At 66.5% G+C, this 23147-nt stretch carries 23 protein-coding genes, 2 tRNA genes and 1 pseudogene; 15 read left to right on the top strand and 11 right to left on the bottom strand.

Annotation, left to right across the window (positions count from 1 at the left end; translation table 11 throughout):
• Positions 1-550 precede the first annotated feature (550 nt).
• Positions 551-625, bottom strand: a tRNA-Val gene (locus ACNSN7_RS13685).
• A gap of 162 nt (positions 626-787) precedes the next feature.
• Between ACNSN7_RS13685 and ACNSN7_RS13680 the strand changes: the two genes are divergently transcribed.
• Entirely contained in the window at positions 788-1924 is a 1137-nt protein-coding gene (locus ACNSN7_RS13680) for a M24 family metallopeptidase (RefSeq protein WP_418282855.1), read from the top strand.
• Between the two features lie 50 nt (positions 1925-1974).
• On the opposite strand, the gene ACNSN7_RS13675 is transcribed toward ACNSN7_RS13680, so the two are convergent.
• Entirely contained in the window at positions 1975-3363 is a 1389-nt protein-coding gene (locus ACNSN7_RS13675; RefSeq protein WP_418282854.1) for an NAD(P)/FAD-dependent oxidoreductase, read from the bottom strand.
• Between the two features lie 219 nt (positions 3364-3582).
• On the opposite strand from ACNSN7_RS13675, the gene ACNSN7_RS13670 reads away from it, so the two are divergent.
• Complete coding sequence (locus tag ACNSN7_RS13670; protein ID WP_418282853.1) at positions 3583-4938, top strand: sodium-dependent transporter; 1356 nt, start codon at positions 3583-3585, stop codon at positions 4936-4938.
• Positions 4939-5037: 99 nt separating this feature from the next.
• Positions 5038-5745: a DNA repair and recombination protein RadB gene (gene radB / locus ACNSN7_RS13665; protein WP_496923312.1), complete on the top strand. Its 708-nt coding sequence runs from the start codon at positions 5038-5040 to the stop codon at positions 5743-5745.
• A gap of 104 nt (positions 5746-5849) precedes the next feature.
• Here radB and ACNSN7_RS13660 read toward each other — a convergent pair whose 3' ends face one another.
• Positions 5850-6992 carry a CBS domain-containing protein gene (locus ACNSN7_RS13660; RefSeq protein ID WP_418282852.1) on the bottom strand — a complete coding sequence of 381 codons (1143 nt, stop codon included), beginning with the start codon at positions 6990-6992 and terminating at the stop codon, positions 5850-5852.
• 159 nt (positions 6993-7151) lie between these two features.
• Between ACNSN7_RS13660 and ACNSN7_RS13655 the strand changes: the two genes are divergently transcribed.
• The 6 genes from ACNSN7_RS13655 to ACNSN7_RS13630 all read left to right on the top strand — a co-directional run bounded on the left by ACNSN7_RS13655 (position 7152) and on the right by ACNSN7_RS13630 (position 12670).
• Positions 7152-7826, top strand: coding sequence for an HAD family hydrolase (locus tag ACNSN7_RS13655; protein WP_418282851.1), 675 nt, complete (start codon positions 7152-7154; stop codon positions 7824-7826).
• Between the two features lie 131 nt (positions 7827-7957).
• Positions 7958-8665, top strand: coding sequence for a ribulose-1,5-bisphosphate 5-phosphatase (locus ACNSN7_RS13650; protein WP_418282850.1), 708 nt, complete (start codon positions 7958-7960; stop codon positions 8663-8665).
• Entirely contained in the window at positions 8662-9384 is a 723-nt protein-coding gene (locus tag ACNSN7_RS13645) for a ribulose-1-phosphate aldolase (protein ID WP_496923311.1), read from the top strand. Before ACNSN7_RS13650 ends, ACNSN7_RS13645 begins: the two co-directional genes overlap by 4 nt.
• 119 nt (positions 9385-9503) lie before the next feature.
• Entirely contained in the window at positions 9504-10460 is a 957-nt protein-coding gene (locus tag ACNSN7_RS13640) for a ribose 1,5-bisphosphate isomerase (protein WP_418282849.1), read from the top strand.
• The gene (locus tag ACNSN7_RS13635; protein ID WP_418282848.1) at positions 10457-11563 is read left to right on the top strand and encodes an ATP-dependent ribose-1-phosphate kinase; all 1107 of its coding nucleotides are present in this window, start codon (positions 10457-10459) and stop codon (positions 11561-11563) included. The genes ACNSN7_RS13640 and ACNSN7_RS13635 overlap by 4 nt, the downstream gene beginning before the upstream one ends.
• 66 nt (positions 11564-11629) lie before the next feature.
• Positions 11630-12670: an amidohydrolase family protein gene (locus ACNSN7_RS13630; protein WP_418282847.1), complete on the top strand. Its 1041-nt coding sequence runs from the start codon at positions 11630-11632 to the stop codon at positions 12668-12670.
• A 168-nt stretch (positions 12671-12838) separates the two neighbouring features.
• On the opposite strand, the gene ACNSN7_RS13625 is transcribed toward ACNSN7_RS13630, so the two are convergent.
• Positions 12839-12922: transfer RNA gene (locus ACNSN7_RS13625), tRNA-Leu, on the bottom strand.
• 117 nt (positions 12923-13039) lie between these two features.
• Here ACNSN7_RS13625 and ACNSN7_RS13620 point away from each other — a divergent pair.
• On the top strand, positions 13040-13348 hold the full coding sequence (locus ACNSN7_RS13620; RefSeq protein ID WP_418282846.1) for a cyclin family protein: 309 nt from the start codon (positions 13040-13042) through the stop codon (positions 13346-13348).
• Between the two features lie 33 nt (positions 13349-13381).
• Here the strand turns inward: ACNSN7_RS13620 and msrB are convergent, their stop codons facing one another.
• Entirely contained in the window at positions 13382-13789 is a 408-nt protein-coding gene (gene msrB / locus ACNSN7_RS13615) for a peptide-methionine (R)-S-oxide reductase MsrB (protein ID WP_418282845.1), read from the bottom strand.
• A 119-nt stretch (positions 13790-13908) separates the two neighbouring features.
• On the opposite strand from msrB, the gene ACNSN7_RS13610 reads away from it, so the two are divergent.
• Positions 13909-14145 carry a CDGSH iron-sulfur domain-containing protein gene (locus tag ACNSN7_RS13610; RefSeq protein ID WP_418282844.1) on the top strand — a complete coding sequence of 79 codons (237 nt, stop codon included), beginning with the start codon at positions 13909-13911 and terminating at the stop codon, positions 14143-14145.
• 75 nt (positions 14146-14220) lie between these two features.
• Here the strand turns inward: ACNSN7_RS13610 and ACNSN7_RS13605 are convergent, their stop codons facing one another.
• From ACNSN7_RS13605 to ACNSN7_RS13590, 4 genes and pseudogenes are all read right to left on the bottom strand, one after another.
• Positions 14221-14703 (bottom strand): hypothetical protein, encoded by a 483-nt coding sequence (locus ACNSN7_RS13605; protein WP_418282843.1) that lies wholly within the window; start codon positions 14701-14703, stop codon positions 14221-14223.
• A 67-nt stretch (positions 14704-14770) separates the two neighbouring features.
• Positions 14771-15856: a DNA topoisomerase IV subunit A gene (locus ACNSN7_RS13600; protein ID WP_418282842.1), complete on the bottom strand. Its 1086-nt coding sequence runs from the start codon at positions 15854-15856 to the stop codon at positions 14771-14773.
• A gap of 24 nt (positions 15857-15880) precedes the next feature.
• Positions 15881-18322: a DNA topoisomerase VI subunit B gene (locus tag ACNSN7_RS13595; RefSeq protein ID WP_418282841.1), complete on the bottom strand. Its 2442-nt coding sequence runs from the start codon at positions 18320-18322 to the stop codon at positions 15881-15883.
• Positions 18323-18536: 214 nt separating this feature from the next.
• Positions 18537-18992: pseudogene (locus ACNSN7_RS13590) on the bottom strand (DUF302 domain-containing protein); the annotation flags it as partial.
• A 125-nt stretch (positions 18993-19117) separates the two neighbouring features.
• On the opposite strand from ACNSN7_RS13590, the gene ACNSN7_RS13585 reads away from it, so the two are divergent.
• Positions 19118-19546 carry a desampylase gene (locus ACNSN7_RS13585; protein ID WP_418282856.1) on the top strand — a complete coding sequence of 143 codons (429 nt, stop codon included), beginning with the start codon at positions 19118-19120 and terminating at the stop codon, positions 19544-19546.
• 98 nt (positions 19547-19644) lie between these two features.
• Here ACNSN7_RS13585 and ubaA read toward each other — a convergent pair whose 3' ends face one another.
• The gene (gene ubaA, locus ACNSN7_RS13580) at positions 19645-20505 is read right to left on the bottom strand and encodes an SAMP-activating enzyme E1 (protein ID WP_418282840.1); all 861 of its coding nucleotides are present in this window, start codon (positions 20503-20505) and stop codon (positions 19645-19647) included.
• A 207-nt stretch (positions 20506-20712) separates the two neighbouring features.
• Here ubaA and ACNSN7_RS13575 point away from each other — a divergent pair, with 207 nt between their 5' ends.
• Positions 20713-20976 carry a MoaD/ThiS family protein gene (locus ACNSN7_RS13575; RefSeq protein WP_418282839.1) on the top strand — a complete coding sequence of 88 codons (264 nt, stop codon included), beginning with the start codon at positions 20713-20715 and terminating at the stop codon, positions 20974-20976.
• A 29-nt stretch (positions 20977-21005) separates the two neighbouring features.
• Here ACNSN7_RS13575 and ACNSN7_RS13570 read toward each other — a convergent pair whose 3' ends face one another.
• Complete coding sequence (locus tag ACNSN7_RS13570; RefSeq protein ID WP_418282838.1) at positions 21006-22028, bottom strand: PLP-dependent cysteine synthase family protein; 1023 nt, start codon at positions 22026-22028, stop codon at positions 21006-21008.
• Between the two features lie 148 nt (positions 22029-22176).
• Here ACNSN7_RS13570 and ACNSN7_RS13565 point away from each other — a divergent pair, with 148 nt between their 5' ends.
• The gene (locus tag ACNSN7_RS13565) at positions 22177-22479 is read left to right on the top strand and encodes a sulfurtransferase TusA family protein (protein WP_418282837.1); all 303 of its coding nucleotides are present in this window, start codon (positions 22177-22179) and stop codon (positions 22477-22479) included.
• A 2-nt stretch (positions 22480-22481) separates the two neighbouring features.
• Complete coding sequence (locus tag ACNSN7_RS13560) at positions 22482-22817, top strand: rhodanese-like domain-containing protein (RefSeq protein WP_418282836.1); 336 nt, start codon at positions 22482-22484, stop codon at positions 22815-22817.
• Positions 22818-23147 lie beyond the last annotated feature (330 nt).

The following is a 23147-nucleotide window of genomic DNA, read 5'->3' as shown; positions in this document are numbered from 1 at the left end:
CGACGCGAGCGAGGCGCGCAGCAAGGCGCGCGAGTCGTCGCGGCTGGGGCTTTGCAGGTGTTCACCGTCGATCCGAGTAAGACCGCTTATAAGCGAGCGGCTGGGGCTTTGCAGGTGTTTACCGTCGATCCGATTAAGACCGCTTATAAGTGAGTGACTAAGGCTTTGGAGGTGTTCACCGCCCCGTTAGCAGCTTATAAACACCCGCCAACAACACCCAAATTCGACTTATAAACGACCAGACCACCGATCTGAGTCATGTACTCCCGCTATCGATCACGAAGCACCGTTCAAACATCGGCTATTTCACGTTGTATCGTATCTGAAGAATAAGATATCAACGGGGTCGACTGAGATAGAGTTTGAGATGGACGAGGATTTCGTTACCTGTCGGTTCGACGACGTCCGTATTGGCAGAGAAAGTTGGGACGGATTTGACCCTCGATCGCTCCGCTCGCTGGCACTCGCTTCGTTCCCTGCTTCGGATCCGCAGTACCGCTTTGTCGACACTGACTGCTCACTATCGCTCGCAGTTGGGTGTCGGCAAAAGTGGGTTGGGGCGGATTTGAACCGCCGGCCTCCTCCATGTCAAGGAGGTGTCATAACCGGACTAGACTACCAACCCGACGGGGCTTTCTGACGCGTTTCATCGTTTCCGGGGGATACAATTGAACCTTTCGGATCGGGGGCCCGCACCGCGATTCCGTCACCGATTTATACGACCGCGGCGGGCCCCGTTCGCCATCGGTTTCGACCGCTTTTACTGGTTCGCGGATCAGGTTCGGATATGACCGATCTCTCCGCACGCGCCGAGCGACTGGACGAGTACCTCGATGACCGCGGACTCGAGGCCGTCTGGTTCGCCCGTCCGAACGGCTTCGCGTGGCTGACGGGCGGCGACAACGTCGTGGACGCCGACGCGAACGTCGGCGTCGCCGCCGCCGGCTACGACGGCGAGTTCTGCGTCGTCACCGACAACATCGAGGCCGAACGACTCGCCGACGAGGAGCTCCCAGACGCCGTCGCCGTCGAGTCGTTCCCGTGGTACGTCGACTCCCTCGCCGACGCGGTCGCAGAGCGGTCGCGGACGCCCGCTGCAGCCGACTTCGACGTCCCCGGATTCGAGTCGGTCGACGCGATCCGGCTCCGACAGCCGCTCACCGACGGCGACGTCGAGCGCTACCGCGAACTGGGCCGAGAGGCGGCCGCCGCCGTCGAGACGGTCTGCCGGAACCTCGAACCCGAGGACCCGGAGTACGAGGTCGCGGCCGGCGTCGACATCTCGCTCGCGTCCCGCGACGTGAACACTCCAATCGTGCTCGTCGGCGGTGCGGACCGCGCGCGGTCGTATCGCCACTACACACCGAGCGACGACGAGTTGGGTGCGTACGCGCTCGTCTCGGTCACTGCGGAGCGCGGCGGGCTGTACGCCTCGCTCACGCGGACCGTCGCGTTCGACGCTCCCGACTGGCTGGAGGAGCGCCACCGGGCCGCCGCGCGTGTCGAGGCGACGGCGCTCGCGGCGACCCGCGCGGCGGCGACCGGACGCCTCGGCGACGTTGGAGACGACGCGACCGCCACCGCTGGCGACGTGTTCGAGGCGATCCAAGCGGCGTACGACGCGGTCGGCTTCGACGGCGAGTGGGAGAAACACCACCAGGGCGGTGCCGCGGGATACGCCGGCCGCGAGTGGATCGCGACTCCGGACGCCGTCGACCCTGTCATCGAGCCGATGGGCTACGCGTGGAACCCGACCGTACAGGGCGCGAAAAGCGAGGACACTCATCTCGTCACGTCCGATCGCTTCGAAACGCTGACGAAGACCGGACAGTGGCCGACCCACAAGGTCGAACCCGTCGACGTTGCTCCTCTCAAAGGGACCGACACGGTACCGTTCGAGCTACACGCACCGGTTATTCGATAAGGCCCGAGGCGAGTCCGGGTACCGACTGGTCCGGATCCGAAACGGACGTCTCAGTACACGTACTCGCTTTCGTCGATCGTGACGTAGTCGCGTTTCGTCTTGCGTTTGTTCCACTTATACGCCACGAGGAGTTTGAACGACTCCCATCCCGATCGGTACGGCTGTGAGAGCAGTCGGTCTCCCGTCTCGGCGGCCAACATCGCGTCGGCCGCGCCGATGATCCGGTTCCAGTCGTCCGGATCGTACTCCGCGACCATGTCCGCCATCGTCACGTTACGGACGATCTCGTCACCGATCGCCTCCTTCCAGCGCCGGTTGTACGGTGCCAGATCCCCGTTTGCGGCGAGCTCCCCGGCGATCGCGCCGGTCCGGACGGCGACGTGATCGCCGCCCTCGTGGAACGCCGAGGTCGTCCCCATCGCGCCGCCGACGACGACGATCCCCGCCTCGGTCGGCGAGTCGATCGGACGAGTCGAGGAGATCGGGTACGTCTCGGTCCCGTTCCGCTTGCCGGCGTCCTCGACGAGCGGGAACGCCTCGTCGACGTCGTACTCGTCGCCGTACTGCCACTCGAGGAGCCGACTGATGTACTCGGAACCGCTCGGGATCGAGTCGTCGTCCGTCGAGAGCAGTTCGTACGCACTCGCGTCGAACTCGTCGATGTCGAGTCCGATCGGCATCGTGAGACCGATCCGACAGACGCGGTCCGCGTTCGGGAATATCCACGGGTATGCCGTCTCTCCGGGCATCACGCCCCACCAGAAGACGAGCGCGTCGTTCACCTCCTCGAACACGTCCTCCGGGACGCGTCGATACTCCTGGTAGGCGATGTGGTTGGCCTCGGGCGGGGCGAGCCGGTCGGAGCCGCCGGCACCGTCGGGGAGGTACTCGTCGAGCACTCGGTTGGTGACCGTGCGTTGTGGCCCGTCAGCGAGGACGACGTAGTCGGCACCGATCTCCTCGCCCGAAGCGAGTTCGACGACGTGTCTCGGCTCGTCGCTTCCGGGCTCCACACCGAGATCGCTATCGACGCTTCGAACGGACACGCCGACGCGATACTTCGCTCCCGCGTTCTCCGCCCGCTCCCGCATCCAGTCGTCGAAGCGGGCGCGGTGGAAGGTGTACCCGAACCCGTCGTACGAGGAGTCGATCCCGGTCGAGTACAGCGTTGCCGCCTCGTCAGGGCCGCGGAACTCCGCTCGGTTCAGCTCCCGCTGTAGCACTCCGTCGTCGAACTCGTCTGGATGGATACCCATGATGTCGACCCAGTAATCGAGGATGCCGGCGGCGTCCGTCGAGTCCGGTCCGAGTTCGGCCCTGTCGGCTCTCGGAACTCCCTTCTCCAAGACGAGAGCGTCGGTGTCGGCGCTCGCGGCTGCGTGCGCCGCGGCGGTTCCGCCCGGACCGCCACCCACGATCGCGACGTCTACGCGTTCCATGTTCGGTGAGGTCACCGTCCGGATATTAAATTCACGGTCCCCCCCGACACGAACGCCTCCGAAATCGGACCCCCGACGTCCAAGCCGAACGCCCGACATCCAGGTCGATCGGACACTCATCAAATATGTCCGTATTAAACGATCGTCCATGATTTTCTTGGCGACATATCCGGCGAAAATGACTCCTTTTTAATACCGCGGTACAGTGACCATACGACCATGGTACGTGAAACATGGGCAACGCGCGTCGGATTCATCCTCGCGGCCGTCGGCAGCGCCGTGGGGCTCGGGAACATCTGGCGGTTTCCGTTCATCACCGGACAGGAGGGTGGATCGGCGTTTCTCCTGGTGTATCTGCTTTTCATCGCACTCATCGGCTTCCCGGCACTCCTCGTCGAGTTCGTCATCGGCCGGCGGACGGAGCTGAACCCCGTCGGTGCGATACGTGAACTCGGGAGCGGGGCATGGAACTACATCGGGTGGCTGTTCGTGATAACCGGCTTCGTCATCCTATCGTACTACAGCGTCGTCGCCGGCTGGTTCCTCCGGTACACGCTGATCGGGATCACTGAGGGGTTCACCGTCGCCGACCCCGCCGAAGCAGGGGCGCTGTTCGGTGACGTCGCCACCGGACTCGACTCGCTGCTGTTCCACGCCGTGTTCATGGCGATGGTGATCGCCATCATCGCCGCGGGCGTTCGCAACGGCATCGAGATCGCAGTGAAGGTGATGGTGCCGGCGATCATCGTGCTGCTCGTCGGCCTCGCCGCGTACGGGTTCACGCTCGACGCGTCCTCGCAGGCGTACGCGTACTACCTCACTCCGGACTTCGGCGTCATCGCCGAGAACTGGACGAGCATCCTGCCGGCCGCGGCGGGACAAGCCTTCTTTACCCTCTCGCTGGGGATGGGCGTGATGATCACGTACGCCTCCTACCTCGGAGAGGACCGCAACCTCGCTGAGGACGCCGGCATCATCGTCGGGCTCGACACCGCTATCGCGGTGCTCGTCGGCTTCGTCGTGTTCCCGTTCCTCTTCGCCGCCGGCCTCGAACCCGGCGCGGGCGGAGCCGGCGAGATTTTCGTGAGTCTCACGACCGCGTTCGCGGAGATTCCCGCGGGACGCGTCATCGGGATCGTCTTCTTTGCGATGGTCGGGATCGCCGCGTTGTCGTCGGCGATCAGCATTCTCGAGGTCGTCGTCTCCTACCTGATCGACGAGTTCGACGTCGCGCGGGTCCCCGCGTCGATCGGCGTCGGGATCGCCATCTTCCTGCTCGGCGTGCCCGTCACGATCGACTTGGTCTTCCTCGACCTGCTCGACGGTGCCGCGGACGGCGTCCTGCTCGTGTTCGGCGCGCTGCTGCTCGCGATCTTCGTCGGCTGGGTGATCCCGGACGTCGCGCGCGAAGAGCTGGAGCGGGGGATCGGCGACATCGGCGGGCTCGGTGACGTGTGGATCTGGCTCGTCCGAGTGCCGATCATCCTCGTCGTGGCCGTCTCGCTGTACCTCGGCGTCGTCGACTACGTCGAGTTCCTCACCCAGGACTTCGTCGGCTGGATCGCCGCTCAGTAACGGACGGACCGCCGTCGAAACCGTCGGCAGCGATCGTCCCCGTCGCGTCCCCTCCGCCAACCCCACTTTTTAAATACGGAACGGTGCGAATCGGTTTCAGTGAGCGATCCGATCCCGACCGGCTGTGAGTCGGTCGACGACCTACTGGACGGCGGGTTCGAGCGCGGCGTCGTCACACAGGTGTACGGGCCGCCCGCGGCGGGAAAGACCAACCTCGCGCTCGTGGCCGCCGTCGAGGTCGCCGCCGCCGGCGACCGCGCGTTGTACATCGATACCGAGGGCCTCTCGATCGATCGCTTCCGCCAGATAGCCGCCTCGAAAGCGAACGCACTCGAGTCCGACGAATCCGTCGAGGATCTGGCCGCCCGGCTGATCATCACGGAGGCGTACGACTTCGACGACCAGCGCGAGGCCGTCCGCGACGCGGAGGAGCTCGCCGAGGAGGTGGAACTGATCGTGCTCGACTCGGCGACCGGGTTCTACCGGCTCGAACGCGCCGACGACGTCGAGGGCGGCGAGTCGCTCCGGAAGGTCGCAAAACAGGTGACACACCTCCTCTCGTTGGCGCGCAGACACGACATCGCCGTCGTGATCACGAATCAGGTGTTCACCGATCCCGACAGCGATCGCACGCGGGCGCTCGGCGGCAACACGCTCGAACACTGGACCGGTGCCATCGTCCGCGTCGACCGCTTCCGCGGCGGCAACCGGCGTGCAACGCTGGAGAAACATCGGTCGAAGGCGGCCGGCGACTCGGTCACGTTCCGTATCGTCGACGGCGGCCTCACGGAGGGGCCGGAGGTCTGAGCCGTCGTCGAGCGCGGCGATCGGAGACGAACGGTGACAAAGCGGGATTCAGGTCGGCGTCCCGCGTCGCATCGGCCAACGACGTGATCGCGACTCTCGGTGGCTTACAACTCGCCGAGCTTCCGGAGGAGCTGTCCGCGGTACTCCTCGTCGGCGTTGACGCCTTTGATCTCTAAGACGTTGCGCTCCAGTTTGTCGAGCGCGACGTGGAAGGCGTGTTCCGCACCGTATCCCTCGCCGGAGCCGGCGACCTGCCCCTCGTTGGTACGCAGACGGATCTGACACTGGAGCAGGGGCGTGCCGCGGAGCTTCTCTTTGTGCTCGTGGAAGCGGACGTGTGCGTGCATCACGTGCATCGCGGCGTACTTATCGGCGACCTGCTCTATCGACTCGACGACGTGTCCGCGCGAGGTGGTGCCGAGCAGATCGACGTTGGTGATCTGGACGTCCATCGACTCCTGCTCGGTGAACGTGAGGGCACGAAGCACGTCGGTTTTCGTGACGATCCCCACTACGATTCCGTCGTCATCGGACGGCGTAACGACGAGTCCGGACAGGTCGTTGTCGAACATCCGGGCGATCACCGCTTGTGCCGTCTCGTCTGGCGTTGCGGTGATGACCGGACTCGACATGATGTCGTACACGGGAAGATCGAGCATCCGGTCGATGTCGCCCGCGCGGTCGCCGCTACCCTGTCGCTCCTGATCGCGGACGACGAACTCGACGATATCGTTCGTGGTGACGACGCCCGTCAGGCGACCGTCGTCGCTGAGGACCGGCAGTCGAGAGATTCCGTTCTCCCGGAGTCGGTTGATCGCCTGCCCGACGCGGTCCTTCTCGTTGACCCCGATCACGTCCTCGGTGACGATCTGATCGACGGTGATCGCGTCGAGGCTCTCGAGCACCGCCTCGAGGATGGCGTCGACCGTGACGATCCCGTACAGCTTCTCGCCCTCGTAGACGGGGGCGATCTTCACGTCGCCCTCGACGAGGAGCCGCGCCGTCTCGCGGACGTCCTCGTGGCGGTCGACCTCCGGGGCCGCCTTCATCACGACGGACACCTTGGTGTCGTCCTCCATCCGGGACCGGAGCAGCTGTTTCTCCCCGACCACGCCCGCGTACTCGCCGTCCTCCGTCACGATGACCCCCTTCGGATTCTCCCGCTCGAAGATGGATCGGACCTTGGCGAGTCGCTCGTCGGCGTCGACTTCGACGTACTCCGGCACTGCGATATCAGCGATGTTCATGGTCCGATACGGAACAATGCCGGGCCGGGTATTGAAAGTGCGGGAGTCGTGTCGACCGTGGTAGCTGCTCACTAGGGGTATCAGAGAGTGGCACCCGAACCGTCCCCGCCCCGATCGACCAGTGAAACCTTTTTCGTGTTCGATATCCGAGTGGTGAACGTGTACGACGCCGTCGTCTTCGACAACGACGGGGTGTTGATCGGGCGCACGCCGTTCGACACGCTCCGGGAGGCTGCCTGGAACGCCTTCGAGAGCGTCGGCGTCGCCGATCCGTCGCTCGCGCACGTCGAGGATGTCGCCGTCGGCGTCGACCCCGCGACGCTGACCGACATCTGCGACCGCTACGGCGTCGATCCGACCGAGTTCTGGCGGGTCCGCGACGAAACCGCGAGCGCGGCGCAGGTCGCTGACGCCCGCCGCGGGCGCAAGACGCCGTACGACGATGTCGACGTCATCCGCCATCTCGACGCGTCGCTCGGGGTCGTCTCCTCGAACCAGCAGGCGACGGTCGACTTCCTGCTCGATCACTTCGGGCTCGCCGACAGGTTCGAAACGGCGTACGGACGCGAACCGTCGATAGCGAGCCTCTCGCGAAAGAAACCCTCTCCGTATTACATCGAGCGCGCGCTGGAGGACGTCGACGCCGGAACCGCCCTGTTCGTCGGCGACAACGAGTCCGACGTCCGTGCGGCCGACAACGCGGGGATCGACTCGGCGTTCATCCGTCGTCCCCACCGACGGTCCTACGAGCTCTCGACGCAGCCGACCTACGAGATCGACGACCTCCACGACCTCGTGAGCATCTGCGGTCGGGGGCCCGTCGGGTCGATTTAACTACCGGTCGTCCCGCGATCCGCCATGGAGCGTCCGCCGGTCGGACTCGGAACGGGATCGACGACAACGAGGCCATCGTCGAGTCGCCGCGCCGAATCACCCTTAAGTCGCCGGCTCGCGATCGTCCGCGTATGAGCTACGAGGCGGTCCTTCTGGACCTCGACGACACCCTCTATCCGTACGCTCCCTGCAACGAGGCCGGGAAGCGGGCCGCGTTGGAGGCGTTCGACGACCTCGGCTACGAGTTGGATCGCGAGACGTTCGACGAACTGTACCTGCACGCGCGTCGTGAGGCGAAGCGCGAACTCGGCGGAACCGCGGCCTCTCACGAACGATTCATCTACTTCAAACGCGCCCTGCGGAGCCACGCGGACGTCCACGACGCGGCGGCGGCGTTCACGCTCGGCCGCGCCTACTGGGACGGGTACATGGACGCGATGGAGCCGTTCGACGGCGTCGAGTCGACGCTGCGCGGGGTCCGTGACGCCGGCCTCCACGTCGTCGTCGTCACGAACCTCACGACACGGATCCAACTGGAGAAGCTCGTTCGGCTCGGCTTCGACGATCAGATCGACCGCCTCGTCACCTCCGAGGAGGTCGGTCGGGAGAAGCCGTCCGCGCTCCCCTTCACGACGGCGCTCGCCGACCTCGATATCCGACCGAGCGACGCCGTGATGGTCGGCGACAACGTCACGACCGACGTCGAGGGCGGAAACGCGGTGGGGATGGACACGGTCCTTTTCAACGCCGACCCCGGTCCGGACGGCGCTCTCCGGCCGATCGAGCGACCGGACCGTCGGATCGACGAGTTCGCGGAACTGACGGAGGTGGCGTTGTGACCGCCGACGGCGACGAGACCGGACCGGCCGACGAGACCGGACCGGCCGACGAGGACCATCTCGCCGACGGTCTCGACGTCCTCGCTCGCGAGCGCGTGGCCGTCGTCGAGTACGCGCCCGCGCTCGCCGACCTCACCCCTGGCCGGACCGGGAACCTGAGCGTGCGCCGCGGCGACGCCTTCGCGGTCACGCCCACGGGCGTCCCGTACGACTCCTTCGCTCCCGAGGACGTCCCCGTCGTCGGCCTCGACGGCGACGTGACGGCCGGCCGGATGGCCCCCTCAAGCGAGGTACCGATGCACACGGGCATTTATAAACACGACGAGCCCGGCGCGATCGTCCACACCCACTCGCCGTGGGCGACGACGATGGCGACGCTCCACCGCCCGCTCCCGCCGATCCACTACATGATCGTCGCCGTCGGGCGGGCGGTGCCGCTCGCGGACTACGCGCCGTTCGGGACCGAGGAACTGGCGGCGAACGTCGTCGCCGCGATGGCGGAGGCGGAATCCGACGCCGCGATCCTCGCGAACCACGGACTCGTCGTCACCGGCCCGGACCTGGAGACCGCCGTCGAGAACACCCGCCACGTCGAGGACCTGTGTCGGCTCTACCTCCGAGCGTCCGCGGTCGGCGAGCCGCACACGCTCACGGACGAACAGCTCGCGACCGTCGAGGCGAAGTTCGAGGGATACGGTCAGCAGCCGGACGACGCCTAGTCGGTCGGGGAGTGTCCGTCGAGTGCCCGTCGAGTTTCCGTCGAGTGTCCGTCGAGTGCCCGCCATCCGCGGGCCGCGACGCCCGGTTTTATAAATACCGCGCCGGCTACGGGATCGGTATGACGGACCGACAGCTGGCACCCGAGGTCGAGGAGACCGCGGAGGCCATCGCGACCATGGATATCCGCGGCGCGGCGACGATCGCGGCCGGAGCCGCGGAGGCGCTCGCGACGCAGGCCCGCGAGGCCGACGCGAACGAGCCGGCCGAGTTCCGCGCGTCGATGCGCGCGGCCGCCCGGCGACTCCGCGAGACGCGCCCGACGGCGGTGTCGCTGCCGAACGCCCTCCGATACGTCCTCCAGCGCATGGAGGGACGAGACGTCGACGCCCTCCGACGGAGCGTCGAGACCGCGAGCGCGGAGTTCGTCCGTCAGCTGGACCGCGCACAGGACGACCTCGGGCAGGTCGGCGCGAACCGGCTCGCCGACGGCGACACGGTGATGACTCACTGTCACTCCACGGACGCCCTCGCGTGCGTCGAGGCCGCCGTCGAGCAGGGCAAGGAGATCGAGGCGATCGTCAAGGAGACGCGTCCTCGAAACCAGGGCCACATCACCGCCGAACAGCTCCGCGACGTCGGCGTCCCGGTGACGCTCATCGTCGACTCCGCGGCGCGGCGCTTCCTCGACGACGTCGACCACGTGATCGTCGGCGCGGACTCGATCGCGGCCGACGGAGGGGTGATCAACAAGATCGGCACCTCGGGGCTCGCCGTCAACGCCCGCGAGCGCGGCGTCCCGATCATGACCGCCGCACAGACGATCAAGCTTCACCCGGAGACGCTGACGGGACACACCGTCGAGATCGAGACGCGATCGGAAACGGAGGTGATCGACGCCGAGACGCGATCGTCGATCGGCGACATCGCGGTCGAGAACCCCGCGTTCGACGTGACACCGCCGAGATACATGGACGCGATCGTCACCGAACACGGCCAGTTCCCGCCCGAGAGCATCGTCATCCTGATGCGCGAGCTGTTCGGCGAGGGGGCCGAGGAGCCGTGGGCGGAGCCATGAGCGGCGACGGTGATCGGGAGGGGACGGCATCCGGTGACGGTGATCGGGAGGGAACGGCATCCGGCGACGGTGATCGGGAGGGGACGGCCTCCGACGACGACGGCGCGGAGCCCCGAAACGATCCGGACCTGTCGCCGGAGACGTCGAGCGCGCCGCCGAGGGTGATATCGGCGGGCCACATCAACTGGGACGTGACGATGCACGTCGAGGGGCTCCCGGAGCCGGACGGCGAGACGCGGATCGAGCGGCTCGAACAGTCCGGCGGGGGAAGCGCCGCCAACGTCGCCGTCGGGCTCGTCGATCTCGGCGGACAAGCGGTCGTATACGGCAGCGTCGGCGGCGACGAGTCCGGCGCGCTGGCGCTCCGCGGACTGGCGAACGAGGGCGTCGACCCCGGACAGGTGCTGATCGACGCCGATGCGCCCACCTCGGTGAAGTACGTGATCGTCGACGAGGACGGAGAGCTGATGATGCTCGCGAACGACGGGGCCAACGAGGCGTTCACGGCCGCGGACCTCGATCACGACACGCTCGTCGCCGCCGACCACCTCCATCTGACGAGTCAACGGCCGGACACCGCTGCCGCGCTCGCGACGGCGGCCAGGGAGACCGGTGCGACCCGGAGTTTCGATCCCGGACGTCGAGTCGGCGAGCGCGAGTACGACGCCGCCGTCCACGCGTCGGACCTCCTGTTCTTGAACGAACGAGAGGCCGCGGCGCTCGCGTCAGCGAGCGACATCGACCCGTGGGAGCCGGACGACCGGATCGTCGCGATCAAGCTCGGGACGGAGGGCGCGACCGTGCGAACCCCCCAAGGCGACGTCTCGCATCCGGGGTTCGACGTGGACCCGGTCGACACGACCGGCGCGGGCGACGCGTTCGCGGCGGGGTTCCTCGGTGCGGCGCTCAGGGACCCGGAGATATCGGGAGACGGCTTCTCGGCGGACCCTCGTGACTACCAGGTGCCGATCCTGGTCGGTAACGCCTGCGGCGCGCTTGCCGCGCAGGCCGTGACCGCCCGCGTCGACCTCTCGTGGGACAAGGTGCGTTCCGTCATGGGTGACTCGCCCGAGTCGGACCTGCTGATCGAGATACGCGTGTGACCCGTCGGTCGTCGAGGACGGGTGTGATGTCGTGACGTTTTAAAGCGGTGGCCGTGACCACCCGGTATGCACGTCGAGGGGACCGTTCTCGTCGGACGCGACTTCGAGCCGGTCGAGGGGCGGGTCGTCGTCGCCGACGGCGAGATCGTCGGGATAGAGGAGTGCGAGACGGACAGCGACGACGTCGTGCTGCCGGCGTTCGTCAACGCGCACACGCACATCGGCGACTCCATCGCGAAGGAGGCCGGCGAGGGGCTCTCGCTCGACGAACTCGTCGCGCCGCCGGACGGGCTCAAACACCGGCTGCTTCGGGACGCGAGCCACGAGGAGAAGGTCGCCGCGATGGCGCGAACGCTCCGATACATGGAGTCGACCGGCACCGGTACGTTCCTCGAGTTCCGCGAGGGGGGCGTCGACGGCGTCGCCGCGATCCGGGACGCGCTGTCCGGGACCGGCGTCGAGTTCGGCGGGCGCGACATCGACGCGGTCGTTCTCGGCCGTGACGACCCGGACGTGCTGTCGGTCGCCGACGGGTACGGTGCGTCCGGCGCGCGCGACGCCGACTTCGACTCGATCCGGACGACGACTCGCGAGGCCGGCGGACTGTTCGGGATCCATGCCGGCGAGCGCGACGCCGACGATATCAACGCGGCGATGGATCTGGATCCGGACTTCCTCGTTCACATGGTCCACGCGGAGTCGATCCATCTCGACCGACTCGCTCACCGCGACACGTCGGTCGTCGTCTGTCCGCGCTCGAACCTCGTGACGAACGTCGGGGTCCCGCCGATCCGCGCGCTCGCCGATCGGACGACGGTCGCGCTCGGGACCGACAACGTCATGCTCGACTCCCCGTCGATGTTCCGCGAGATGGAGTTCGCCGCGAAGCTCGCCGACCTGTCCGCACGGGAGGTGCTTCGGATGGCGACGATCAACGGCGCGGAGATAGCCGGACTGAATCGGGGCGTCATCGAGGAGGGAGCGGACGCTCGACTGCTCGTGCTCGACGGCGACTCCGACAACCTCGCGGGCGCTCACGACCTCGTCCGTGCGATCGTTCGTCGCGCGGAGCACGCAGACGTCGAGCGAGTCGTACTCCGGCAGTGAAAATCACATCCGAAGTCGCGTTCCCGCCCGCGACGCGGGTTCTCCTCGCGAACTGCTCGGAGAACCATGCGTGGGACCGGATTTGAACCTCAGTCACTCCGCGTTGCTCCGTTCCCTGGTGGAAATCCTTGCAACATGGGTTCTCCTCGCGAACTGCTCGGAGAACCATGCGTGGGACCGGATTTGAACCGGCGGACTCCTACGAGACAGCGTCCTAAGCGCTGCGCCGTTTCCTGGCTTGGCTACCCACGCGCGTCCGTTCATACACGAAACCGACTCAAGAACCTGACGAACCGACCCGGTCGCCGTCGTCGATGGACCGGCCGGCTCCGCGATCCCTTTTTATAAACCCGTAGACAACACCCGTGTATGTACCGGGCGAGCGACCGAGTCGACAACGAGGTGTGGATCGATCGGCTCGACGACGCCCGCCGATCCCTCGATCTCGACGAGGAGGCGTTCGCGACGGCGACGGACCTGTTCCTCTCGGCGGTTCCCGACGCGGACCGATCCAAGCCGGCGACGGGTGCCGCGAGCCTCTACGCGGCCGCCCTCATCACCGGCCAGGAGCGGTCGCAGTCCGCCGTCGCCGAGGCGATGGACGTCTCCCGGCTCTCCGTCCAACAGGCGTGGAAGCCGATCCTGGAGGACGCCGGCTTCTCGCCGCCGACGTGGTAGGCTCAGTGTATCCCTCTCGCCACGCGTGGCGGCTCACTCCCCGTCGAACGCCATCGCCGCCGAGTTGATACAGAACCGCTTGCCGGTCGGCTCCGGCCCGTCGTCGAACACGTGCCCGAGATGCGAGTCGCAGTTCGCACACCGAACCTCGGTCCGTCGCATGCCGTGGCTCGTGTCGAGCGTCGTCGTCACCGACGACTCCTCGGCGGCGTAGAAGGCGGGCCACCCGCAGCCGGAGTCGTACTTCGTCTCCGAATCGAAGAGCAGCTCCCCGCAGCCCGCACAGCGGTAGCTCCCGTCAGCCTTGTGGTCGACGTACTCCCCGGAGAAGCGTGCTTCCGTCCCGCTCTCCCGAAGGACCTCGTACTGTTCGTCCGTGAGCCGCTCGCGCCACTCCTCGTCGGTCAGATCCGCCGGATCGACGGGTTCGCCCTCGCTCATGGTCCCCCTTGGTGGCGAGTGGATAAGCCGGTTGTGCCGCGCCGCCGCGAACGGTCTCCGGTCGACACCCGAATACCCGGTGTCCCAAGCGTTAGGTGTCTCTCGACCGATGTTTACGCATGCCACGTGAAGTCACACACGAGGCGAAGGGGCCACAGCGACTCGATGCCGACGATCTGGGCGACGACGGCGCGGTGTTCGTCTGTCGGTGCGGGCTCTCGGACGACCAGCCGTTCTGTGACGGCTCACACAACGCGACCGTCGACGAATCGGACGGCACACTTTATAAATACCAGAACGACGACGCCGACGGTCCCCGACGGGAGATCTCCGAGGTCGTGTACGCGGACGAGTGAGAACGGTTCCGGTCAGCGGGAGGGCACCGGGCGGCAGGACGCACCGCTCTGCGGGACGCGCCGGTCGGCGGGCGACTACGCTTCGGCGTCGTCGATTCGGTCGTCGGGTCCGGATCCGAGTCTGTCGTCGAGATCGCCGTCACCGTCGTCGTCCATCGCCCGCTCAACGAGGTGCACCACCACGTTGTCGAGCTCCTTTCGGACCGTTCGCTTCGCCAGTCGGTCCAACACGACGGAGAGCCACGTGTCGAGAGTGAATCGCGTCTCCGCGGTGATACGCGTCTCCTCGAGATCGGTGACGACGATCCGCGAGGCGCGCTCGGCGAAGAGGTTCTCTCCCGCCACCATCGTGTACTCGTACCCGTCATCTATCTCCCGAAAGGAGAACACCAGCTCCTCGTTTCGGAACGACGTCGTCACCTCCACCGCCTCGCCGACCGTCTCGACCGACTCGATCACGTACACGTCCGCGCACTCGATGATCGCCTCCGGCGTGAGCTGCGCTCGAAGGTCCTCGGCGGGGAGATCGACGGTGTAGGAGACATCGACGGTCTGCATACAGCGTATCGTGTGCAGAGACCGTTAAATATCGTCCGTTCTCATCCGATACGAGTCACGACACGCGTCACAGTACGCCCATCGCGTCGAGGCGCTCGGGGAGATACGTGTCGGTGACGAAGTCGAGCCCGCGACTCGCGAGCGACTGCTGTTCGGACTTCTTGCCGATCTCGAGCTGCAGTTCGATCTGTTCCTCCCAGTAGTCCGTCTGGAACCGCGGATCCTCCAGTTCGGACTCCAGGGCGTTGACGTCGGAGTCCGAGAGCGGATCCGACGGGAGGTCGTACTCGACGATGTCCTCGGGCTGGATGCCGACGTACTCCGCTTCGGGGGTCGCGAGGTACTTCGAGAGGTGTGCGGACTTGATCGACCCGTACGCGACCGAGCCGTAGATCCGATACGACCACGGGTCGCCGTCGGCGAACACGACGATGGGCACGTCGAGTTCGTCGTGGACGCGCTTCGTGATCCGGCGCGTCGCTCGCGCCGGCTGTCCCTTCAGGTGGATCACGAGACAGTTGTACGCCTCGTCGAAGCCGTTCTCGACGAGTCGGTCGCGCATCCCGCCGGTCTCGACGGCGAGCGCGAAATCGATGTCGTCGTCGAGGAACTCGATCATGTCGGGGTTGTTCGGGATCTGGTAGCCTCCCTCCCCGACGTCCTTCTGACAGTGGATCTCTCGTTCCCCGCGGCGCGTCTGCTCGCGGAGCAGTAGCGGTCCCATCAGGGTCGCACCGGACTCCTCCGGGCGCATGTGGAAGTCCTCACGGGTGACCCCGGTCACGACCTCCAAGTCCTCGACGAGGTCGTTCGACTCGTCCTGCGTGGAGAACTGCGCCTCCGTGTTGTCCCACGACTCCGAGAGGTAGTACAGTTCACGCAGCGTCGACGAGCGGTCCTGCTCCAGCTGCTCGGCGAGGAACTCGATCGCGTAGGCGGCCTTCAACAGCTTCCGTGCGCCGCGAACGGAGTTCGCACTCCGCGTCGACGTGCGGTCGCCGTACGTCCACACGCCGCTCGCCTCGTCGTACTCGATGTTGCTTTTCGTCCGTGTCGGGAGCGTCATCGTCGGCACCTCGCCGGCCGCGAACTGGTCGTAAAACTCCGCGGCCAGATCGATGAGCTCCTCGCGTGCTTGGGCTTCGTTCGTCATTTACGTCATCACCTCGTTCGTCATTTACGCGTTCACCGTGAGCTTCTCCGTCTCCACGCCGCCGACGCTGACGTCGAAATCGGCGTCTGCGTCGGTCTCGTAGGTCAGTTCGACGTCCGTTCCCGCCTTCACCTCGGGCGTCCACTGGACGAACCACTCGCCGTCCATGTCGACGACGGTACCGTCCGAGAGATCCGTCGGCTCCGCCGAGACGATGTCCGTGATCTCCAACTGCTCGTTGGTGTCCGAGTGGTTCTCGACGGACAGCGTCACCGTCCCGTCGGTCACCTCCCGATCGACGCTGACGTTGTTCATGATGCGCGCCAGCGCCCCGGAGATGTCGGGACGCTCGCGCCCCGTCACTTCCGAGACCTTGTCCGCCATCTCCGGAAGGATCCGGCCGAGAACGTCCTGTTTCTCGCGGCGCTGTTGCATCGAGCGCCGCTTGTTGAGATACGACTTGAGCTCCCGGGCCGCCTCCCGCACCGCGAGTTCGATCTCGTCTTCGATCGCCGGCACGTTCGCCAACGCGTCCTTCGACTCGCTGGTGAACGGCACGTTCGTGGACGCGACGTGGATGGAGATCACCGCCGGCCCGTTCGGGAGTCCCGATCCGCCCGGCTGGTCGAGTCCGTAGTTGCGCCACCCGATCGACTTGATCACGTCCGTCGTCGCGCACGCGCCGCGCTGGTAGACGAGCGGAACGCGGTTGGCGAACCGGAGGATCTCGGCGGCACCCTCCGCGGGGATATCGCCGCCGTAGGCGATCCCCGCCTCGACGATGAACGGGTCCCCGCCGTGGACCTCGGCGTCGCGGGTCGCGGCCGCATAGAAGTCCGCGTCGTACTCCTTGCGGAGCCCGGCCTCGACGAGTTCCGCCGTGATCGGTGCGAGGCAGTCGGTCGGCGGCGCGAGGATGTCCGTCACCCGCATCGCTTCGAGTAGGTCCGCGGAGGCGTCGCGGTCGGCCGCGACGTCGCGCACCTTCGGCGGGTCGTCCGGGACGGTTCGAGCCCGCGACCAGACCGCCTCGACGACGTTCTCGCGGGCGGTCTCGCCGAACGTCGCGTCGTGCTGCTCGGCCACGAAACTCGCCGCGTCCGCGACGAGCCGTTCGAGATCGTCGCGGGCTATCCGGAACGCGTCGCCGTCGAGGTCCTCGAACCGGAACGCGAGCGCCTCGGCCATCGCTCGCACCGCGGCGTCGTCCTTTCGGGTCGAGGTGGCGTCGTCGACCAAGGCGTAGGCGTCGGCGACGAGCGGCGACTCCGACGCGTCCTCCCCGACGTCGTCCGGTTCCTCACTACCGACCCCGGTTATCGCCCGCCACGCGGCGTCGACCGCGTTCTCGCGGACGGTCCCGCCGAAGGTCTTGCCCGTGTCGGTCCCGACCGTCTCCGCGACGTTGTCGACGATCGCCGCGAGCTCCGACCGGGAGAGGCGTTCGTTGCCCGTGACGGTCTCCGCGACACCTTCGGAGAAGGCGGTCGTCGCCGCCTTCCCCTTGTTGGCGACGGCGTCCGCGACCGCGGCCTCGACGTCGCGGTCGTCGTGAGCCCGCGGCGGGGACCACGTGAGCTCGCGCCCGTAGTACACGTCGCGGAAGTTATCGATGACGGAGTCCGCCGTCTTCCGGCCGACGCGCGTGAACTCCTCCTGGAGGAACCCGGAGACGGAGTACGACTCGGTCGACTCCAGCATCTTGATGAGCGCACCGAGCTCGACGCCGTGCGGGTGCGGGCGGATCTCCTCGGTCTCCGCGGGGAGCTCGTCGGTCGCCCGCTCGAACTTCAGCGGCTCGTCGAGCCCCGGCTCCCGGAGCTCGATGCGGGCGTGTGGGTTGACGACCGCCGTGTGCTTGATGTAGTCGTGGAGCTGGTTCCGAGCGCGCATGTTCGCCTCCATCTCCAGTTCGATCCGCGTTCCGTGGGGGCGGTCCCATGAGGTCTCAGCGTCGGCTTTGATCTCCGGTTCGTTCGTGTCCGTATCGATGATCAGCTCGAAGTACTGCGCCCGCGACTGTCCCTTCGGACGCGAGGTGATCTTCGCCGGCTGACCGGACGTGAGCTGGGAGTAGAGGACTGCTGCAGAGATCCCGATGCCTTGTTGCCCACGTGACTGTTCCCTGACATGAAAACGACTCCCGTACAACAGCTTCCCGAACACTTTGGGAAGCTGCTCTTTCGTGATGCCCGGTCCGTTGTCCTCGATGACGAGGCGGTAGTAATCGCCCACCTCCTCGATCTCGACGTAGATGTCGGGCAGGACGCCGGCTTCCTCGGTCGCGTCGAGGGCGTTGTCGACCGCCTCCTTGACGGCGGTGACGAGGCCTCGGGCTCCCGAGTCGAAGCCGAGCATGTGTTTGTTCTTCTCGAAGAACTCGGCGATGGAGATCTCGCGCTGGGTTTCCGCCAGCTCCTCCGCGATCCCCTCCTCGTCGCCGATCGTCGACTGGAAGGACGTCATTCGGTGCCCGTACCTTTCGCGGTAGTCCCTAAAAGCGCACCGGCAGCAAGGCGAAAGTGAACTCGAAGCCGCGTCACTCGGTCGCCTCGTTCGTCGCGCCGGCGGAATCGTCAGCCGTGTCCTCGCCGACGGAACCGTCAGCCGTGTCCTCACCGACGGAATCGTCAGCCGTGTCCTCACCGACGGAACCTCCCTCGGCGTCGTCGACCGACGCACCGTGCTCCTCGATGTTTTCCCACACGGTCGTCATCAGGTCGCCGGTCTTCGCGACGAGCCCCTCGACCGCTCCCTCGGAGTCCGCGGGCGCACAGCCGAGGTCGCGGATCGCCTTCGTCGCCGAGACGTGATGGACGTGGACGCGGTCGTCGCCCTCGCGCTCGTAGACGAGCGTCGTACACGGTAACATCCCCGCCAGCGTCGGATCGATGTCGAGGGCGGCGTACGCGATCTCCGGGTGACACACCACGATCAGCGCCGTCCGCTCGACGTCGTCGTGACCGAGCATGCCCTCGATCATCGCGTCGAGCCGAGTGACTCGAACCGTCTCGAAGTCGGCGAGCTCGTGTTCGATCTGGACGAACGGAACCGCGTCCTCGAACGGCATGTCGAGGGTCGTGTGCAACGCCTCCTCGGCGGTCGGCGCGGACGGCTCGGCTCCCGTGTCGCTCATGGTTCGTCTCGCCGCTGAACGCGCAAAAACCCGCGCTGGCTGTCAACGACTGCCGATATCTCGGACGCCCGACTCCGCTTGCCGGTCGGGACGGACTTATGGGCGTCTCGCGTCTGTGTCCGGTCGTGATCGAGTTCACTCGCGCGACGTACGACGACGTCGTGTACCACGCGTACAGCGGTGGCGAGGAGGAGATCTGTGGGGTCCTCGCGGGCACTCACGGTAGCGACGGCGATCCGAGCGTCGTGACCCGAAGCTACGAGACCGAAAACGTCGCGGACACACCGGAGATCCGGTACCTCATCGATCCGGCCGAACAGCTCGAGGTCATCGAGACGATCGAGGACGACGGACTCGACGTGGTGGGGTTCTACCACTCGCATCCCACCGGGCCGACCGAACCGAGCGAGACGGACGCTGCACGGGCAACGTGGCCCGGCTACTCCTACGTCATCTGCGCGCTAAACGGCTACCCGTTCGTCGGATCCTGGCGCTGGCGGGACGACAACGACGGCTTCGAACAGGAGACCGTCGTCGTGCGAAGCGATCGGTGATCCCCGCCGCAGCCACGCTCTCACTCTCCTCGTCGAGGAAGGGGAACGTCGCCCGGATAGATTCGGTCAGTCGTAGAATGCCGCCCGGATAGATTCGGTCAGTCGTCCGCTTCGATCTCCGGTTCCGGCTCGTCGCCGCCGACGTCGATCGCACAGGAGGCGGTGTACTCGACGTCGTGGACCGACTCGATGGCGGGGTCGTCCCCACACACCGGACAGTCGTCGCCCTTAGGGATCTCGACCTTGTCGAACTCCATCTCTAAGGCGTCGAAAAACAGCATGGAGCCGTCGAGCGTCTCGCCCTCACCGATGAGATGTTTCACCGTCTCTGTCGCCTGGAGACAGCCGACGGTTCCCGGCAGGACGCCGAGAACGCCCGCGGTCGCGCAGTTCGGCACCGTCCCAGCGGGCGGGGCCTCGGGGAACAGACACCGATAACACGGCGAGTCGTCGGTGCCCGCGAACGTCGTCACCTGCCCTTCGAACCGGAAGATGGAGCCGTGCGAGAACGGGATACCCGCGAGCGTACACGCGTCGTTGACGAGGTACCGCGTCGCGAAGTTGTCGGTCCCGTCGACGACGAAGTCGTACCCGTCGATCAGCTCCTCGATGTTGTTGGGCGTCACCCGAACCTCGTGTGTGCGGACGTCGACGTCGGGGTTGAGCCCGTTCACGTACTCCGCTGCGGAGTCGACTTTCTTCCGGCCGACGTCGTCGGTACCGTGGATGATCTGGCGCTGGAGGTTCGACAGCTCCACCTCGTCGTCGTCGGCGATCCCCAGCGTCCCGACGCCGGCGGCCGCGAGGTACTGGATGATCGGCGAGCCGAGGCCGCCCGCACCGAGGACGAGTACGTCGGCATCGAGGAGGCGTTTCTGGCCCTCCGGTCCGACGTCGTCCATGATGATGTGTCTGGAGTATCGATCGAGCTGTGTCGGATCGAGATCGAGATCGCTCATTACCACCGCGTAGCCGCTACGGACCCATAAGACACGTACCCACCGGCTCGAACTGCCGCCATCTCGGAGCGTCAGCGCGAACGCCCTGCCGGTCGTGGCCGACGCTCCGCTCCTCCGGTGAGACCGAGACACGGAGCGCCCGTCCGAGACGTAGGTCGACGTTGCCGACGGCGCGCCGCTTTTGAATTCGAACGTCGAATCGGGCGTATGGCAATAATTAAACTGCCCGCCGTGCTGGCCGGCGGCTCCGCGACCTCGAAAGTCGACGTCGCGGGAGACACGATCCGTGAACTGTTCGAGAACCACGCTGCCGAACACGGCTCCGAACTCAAGGACAGCGTTATCGAGGACGACGAGATAAAGGAGTACATCAACGTGTACGTCGACGGAGAGCCGATCGACGACCTCGACACCGAGGTCGACGAGGACGCCACGCTCCGCGTCATTCCCGCGGCCAGCGGCGGCCGATAAGACGGCGAAGCGAGCCGTTCGAACGGAGTTCAGCTCAAATACGCATCCCACAGCGGGATGTCCGCGTACTTGTCCCCGCGATCACAGAGCATGAAGACGACGACGTCGTCGTCCGCGAGCGCCCCCGCCTCGTCGAGTCCGGCGACCGCGGCCGCACCGCCCCCCGCGGAGGTCCCGACGACGAACTGATCGTCGACGCGGAGATGCTCGCGGACCGTCGCCTCGTCGTGTTTCCCGGAGTCGGCGATCGGGACCGCCCGATCCAGATATCGCTCGCGCAGCTCGCGGGCGCGGTCGTACGCGTCGTCCGTCGTGACGTACGCCGTCTCGTCGAGGACCGACTCGTCGTACGTCTCCGGGTGATAGTGGTCGCCCGTTTTGAGATATTTGAGCCCGTCGATGGCGTGGAGCGGCTCGTCCGGCTCGAAGCCGACGATTTCGACGTCGCCGTCGCTCAGGTCGATCAGTCCGCGGCCCGTTCCGGTCACCGTCCCGCCCGTGCCGACGCCGGCGACGAAGTGGGTCACGTCGCCGTCCGTCGCCTCGTATATCTCCCGGGCGGTCGTCCGTTCGTGCGTGCCCGGATTGTCGGGGTTCTCGTACTGGTTCGGGCGGTAGTACGCGTCGGGGTCGGCCGCGATGATCCCTTCGCACTCCTCGATGACGGCGTCGTAGCCGCGGTTCGCGTCGACGAAGTGGATCGTCGCGCCGGCGTCCCGGACCGCCTCGACCTTCCCGCCTGCGGCGTTGTCGGGCATGACGATCTCGACGTCGTAGCCGCGGTCGCTCGCGAGCCGCGCGACCTCGCTGCCGGTGTTGCCGGACGTCGGCTCGATCACCGTGACCCCGGGTTCGAGGTCGCCGCGCGCCTCGGCTCCGTCGAGCATCCCCTTCGCGATCCGAGACTTGACCGATCCCCCGCCGTGAGGGGCATCGTACAGGTTGAACCACTCGACTTTCGCGTACACGGTCGCCTCCGACGTCAGGCCGAGATCGAGCTCGACGAGCGGCGTCTCGAAGATCGTCGACTCGTCGACGACGTAATCGGTCATACGACTCGTAGAGCGCTTCCGGATAAGTATCCGGCGAAGACGGCGGTCTCGGCGCTCGTCGCGGGCGGTACGTCCGTCTCCGTCAGAGATACGGGAGAGGTCTGCCGCTCACGAAAGCCGTTAACCCGTCTCGACCGTATCGGGACGCATGAGTCAACCAACGTGGGACGACGTCGTCGACATGCCCGACGAGCTCGACGACGAGACCGCCGACGCGCTGTTCGAAAACGCCACCGAGGTACAGGACATGACCGGCGAAGTGTGCCCGTACCCGCAGGTCGAAGCGAAGAAGTCGATAGCCGGACTCGACGACGGGGACGTGCTGGTCCAGGAGACGGACCACGTTCCGAGCACGGAGAACGTCCCGAAGGCCGTCGGCGACGACGCGGCCGCGAAGGTGTGGAAGTCCGGCGACGGTCGCTACCGGATCTTCCTGCGGAAAGAGGAGTGATCATGGTCGAGGAACTCACCCCCGAGGAGGTCAACCGACGCGTCGAGGCGGGCGACCTCCGCATCGTCGACACCCGACCGCCGACACAGTTCGAGGAGGGCCATATTCCGGGCGCGATCAACGTTCCGCTCGGCGATCTTCCGTCAATGGTGCCGGAGATCGACTGGGACGACCGCGACGTGGTCTGTGCGTGCCCGATCGGCCAGTCGTCGAAACAGGCCGCGATGCTGATCAAAAGCTACGAGGGCGTCGAGGAGGACGTCCTCGTCGCCAGCATGGCCGGCGGCTACGAGGAGTGGGACTTCGAGCTGGAGACGGGCGAGCCGGCGGACGCCTGATCGACCTCGGGAGGAATCGGTGTCCGGAGCGGTGAGGTTTATAAACTGGTTCGGGTGGCTTCGCTTTCGGTTTCTGAGCGGCTACTGGTGAGCCGGTGGGTACGCAGGTATCGACCGCCTGCAAGGCCCCCCGTCGCTCGGGGAGCCGTGCGTGTCGAGCGAGGCGGTCCGGGCTGCCTGCAGTAGCGAGCCAGCCGTCGGGCTGCGACTCGCTGGTTCCCGCACACTCACGCCTCCGCGCCCTCACGCCTCCACGCCCTCACGCCTCCGCGCCCTCACGCCTCCGCGCCCTCGTCGGCGGCCCGCGCGGGGAACACTCCGCGCGGGCCG

The sequence above is a fragment of the Halorubrum rarum genome (genome assembly GCF_048380895.1).
In the GTDB taxonomy this organism is placed as follows: Archaea; Halobacteriota; Halobacteria; order Halobacteriales; family Haloferacaceae; genus Halorubrum.
Note: the sequence above shows the minus strand (reverse complement) of the source record. Positions and strands in the feature narration are given on the sequence as shown.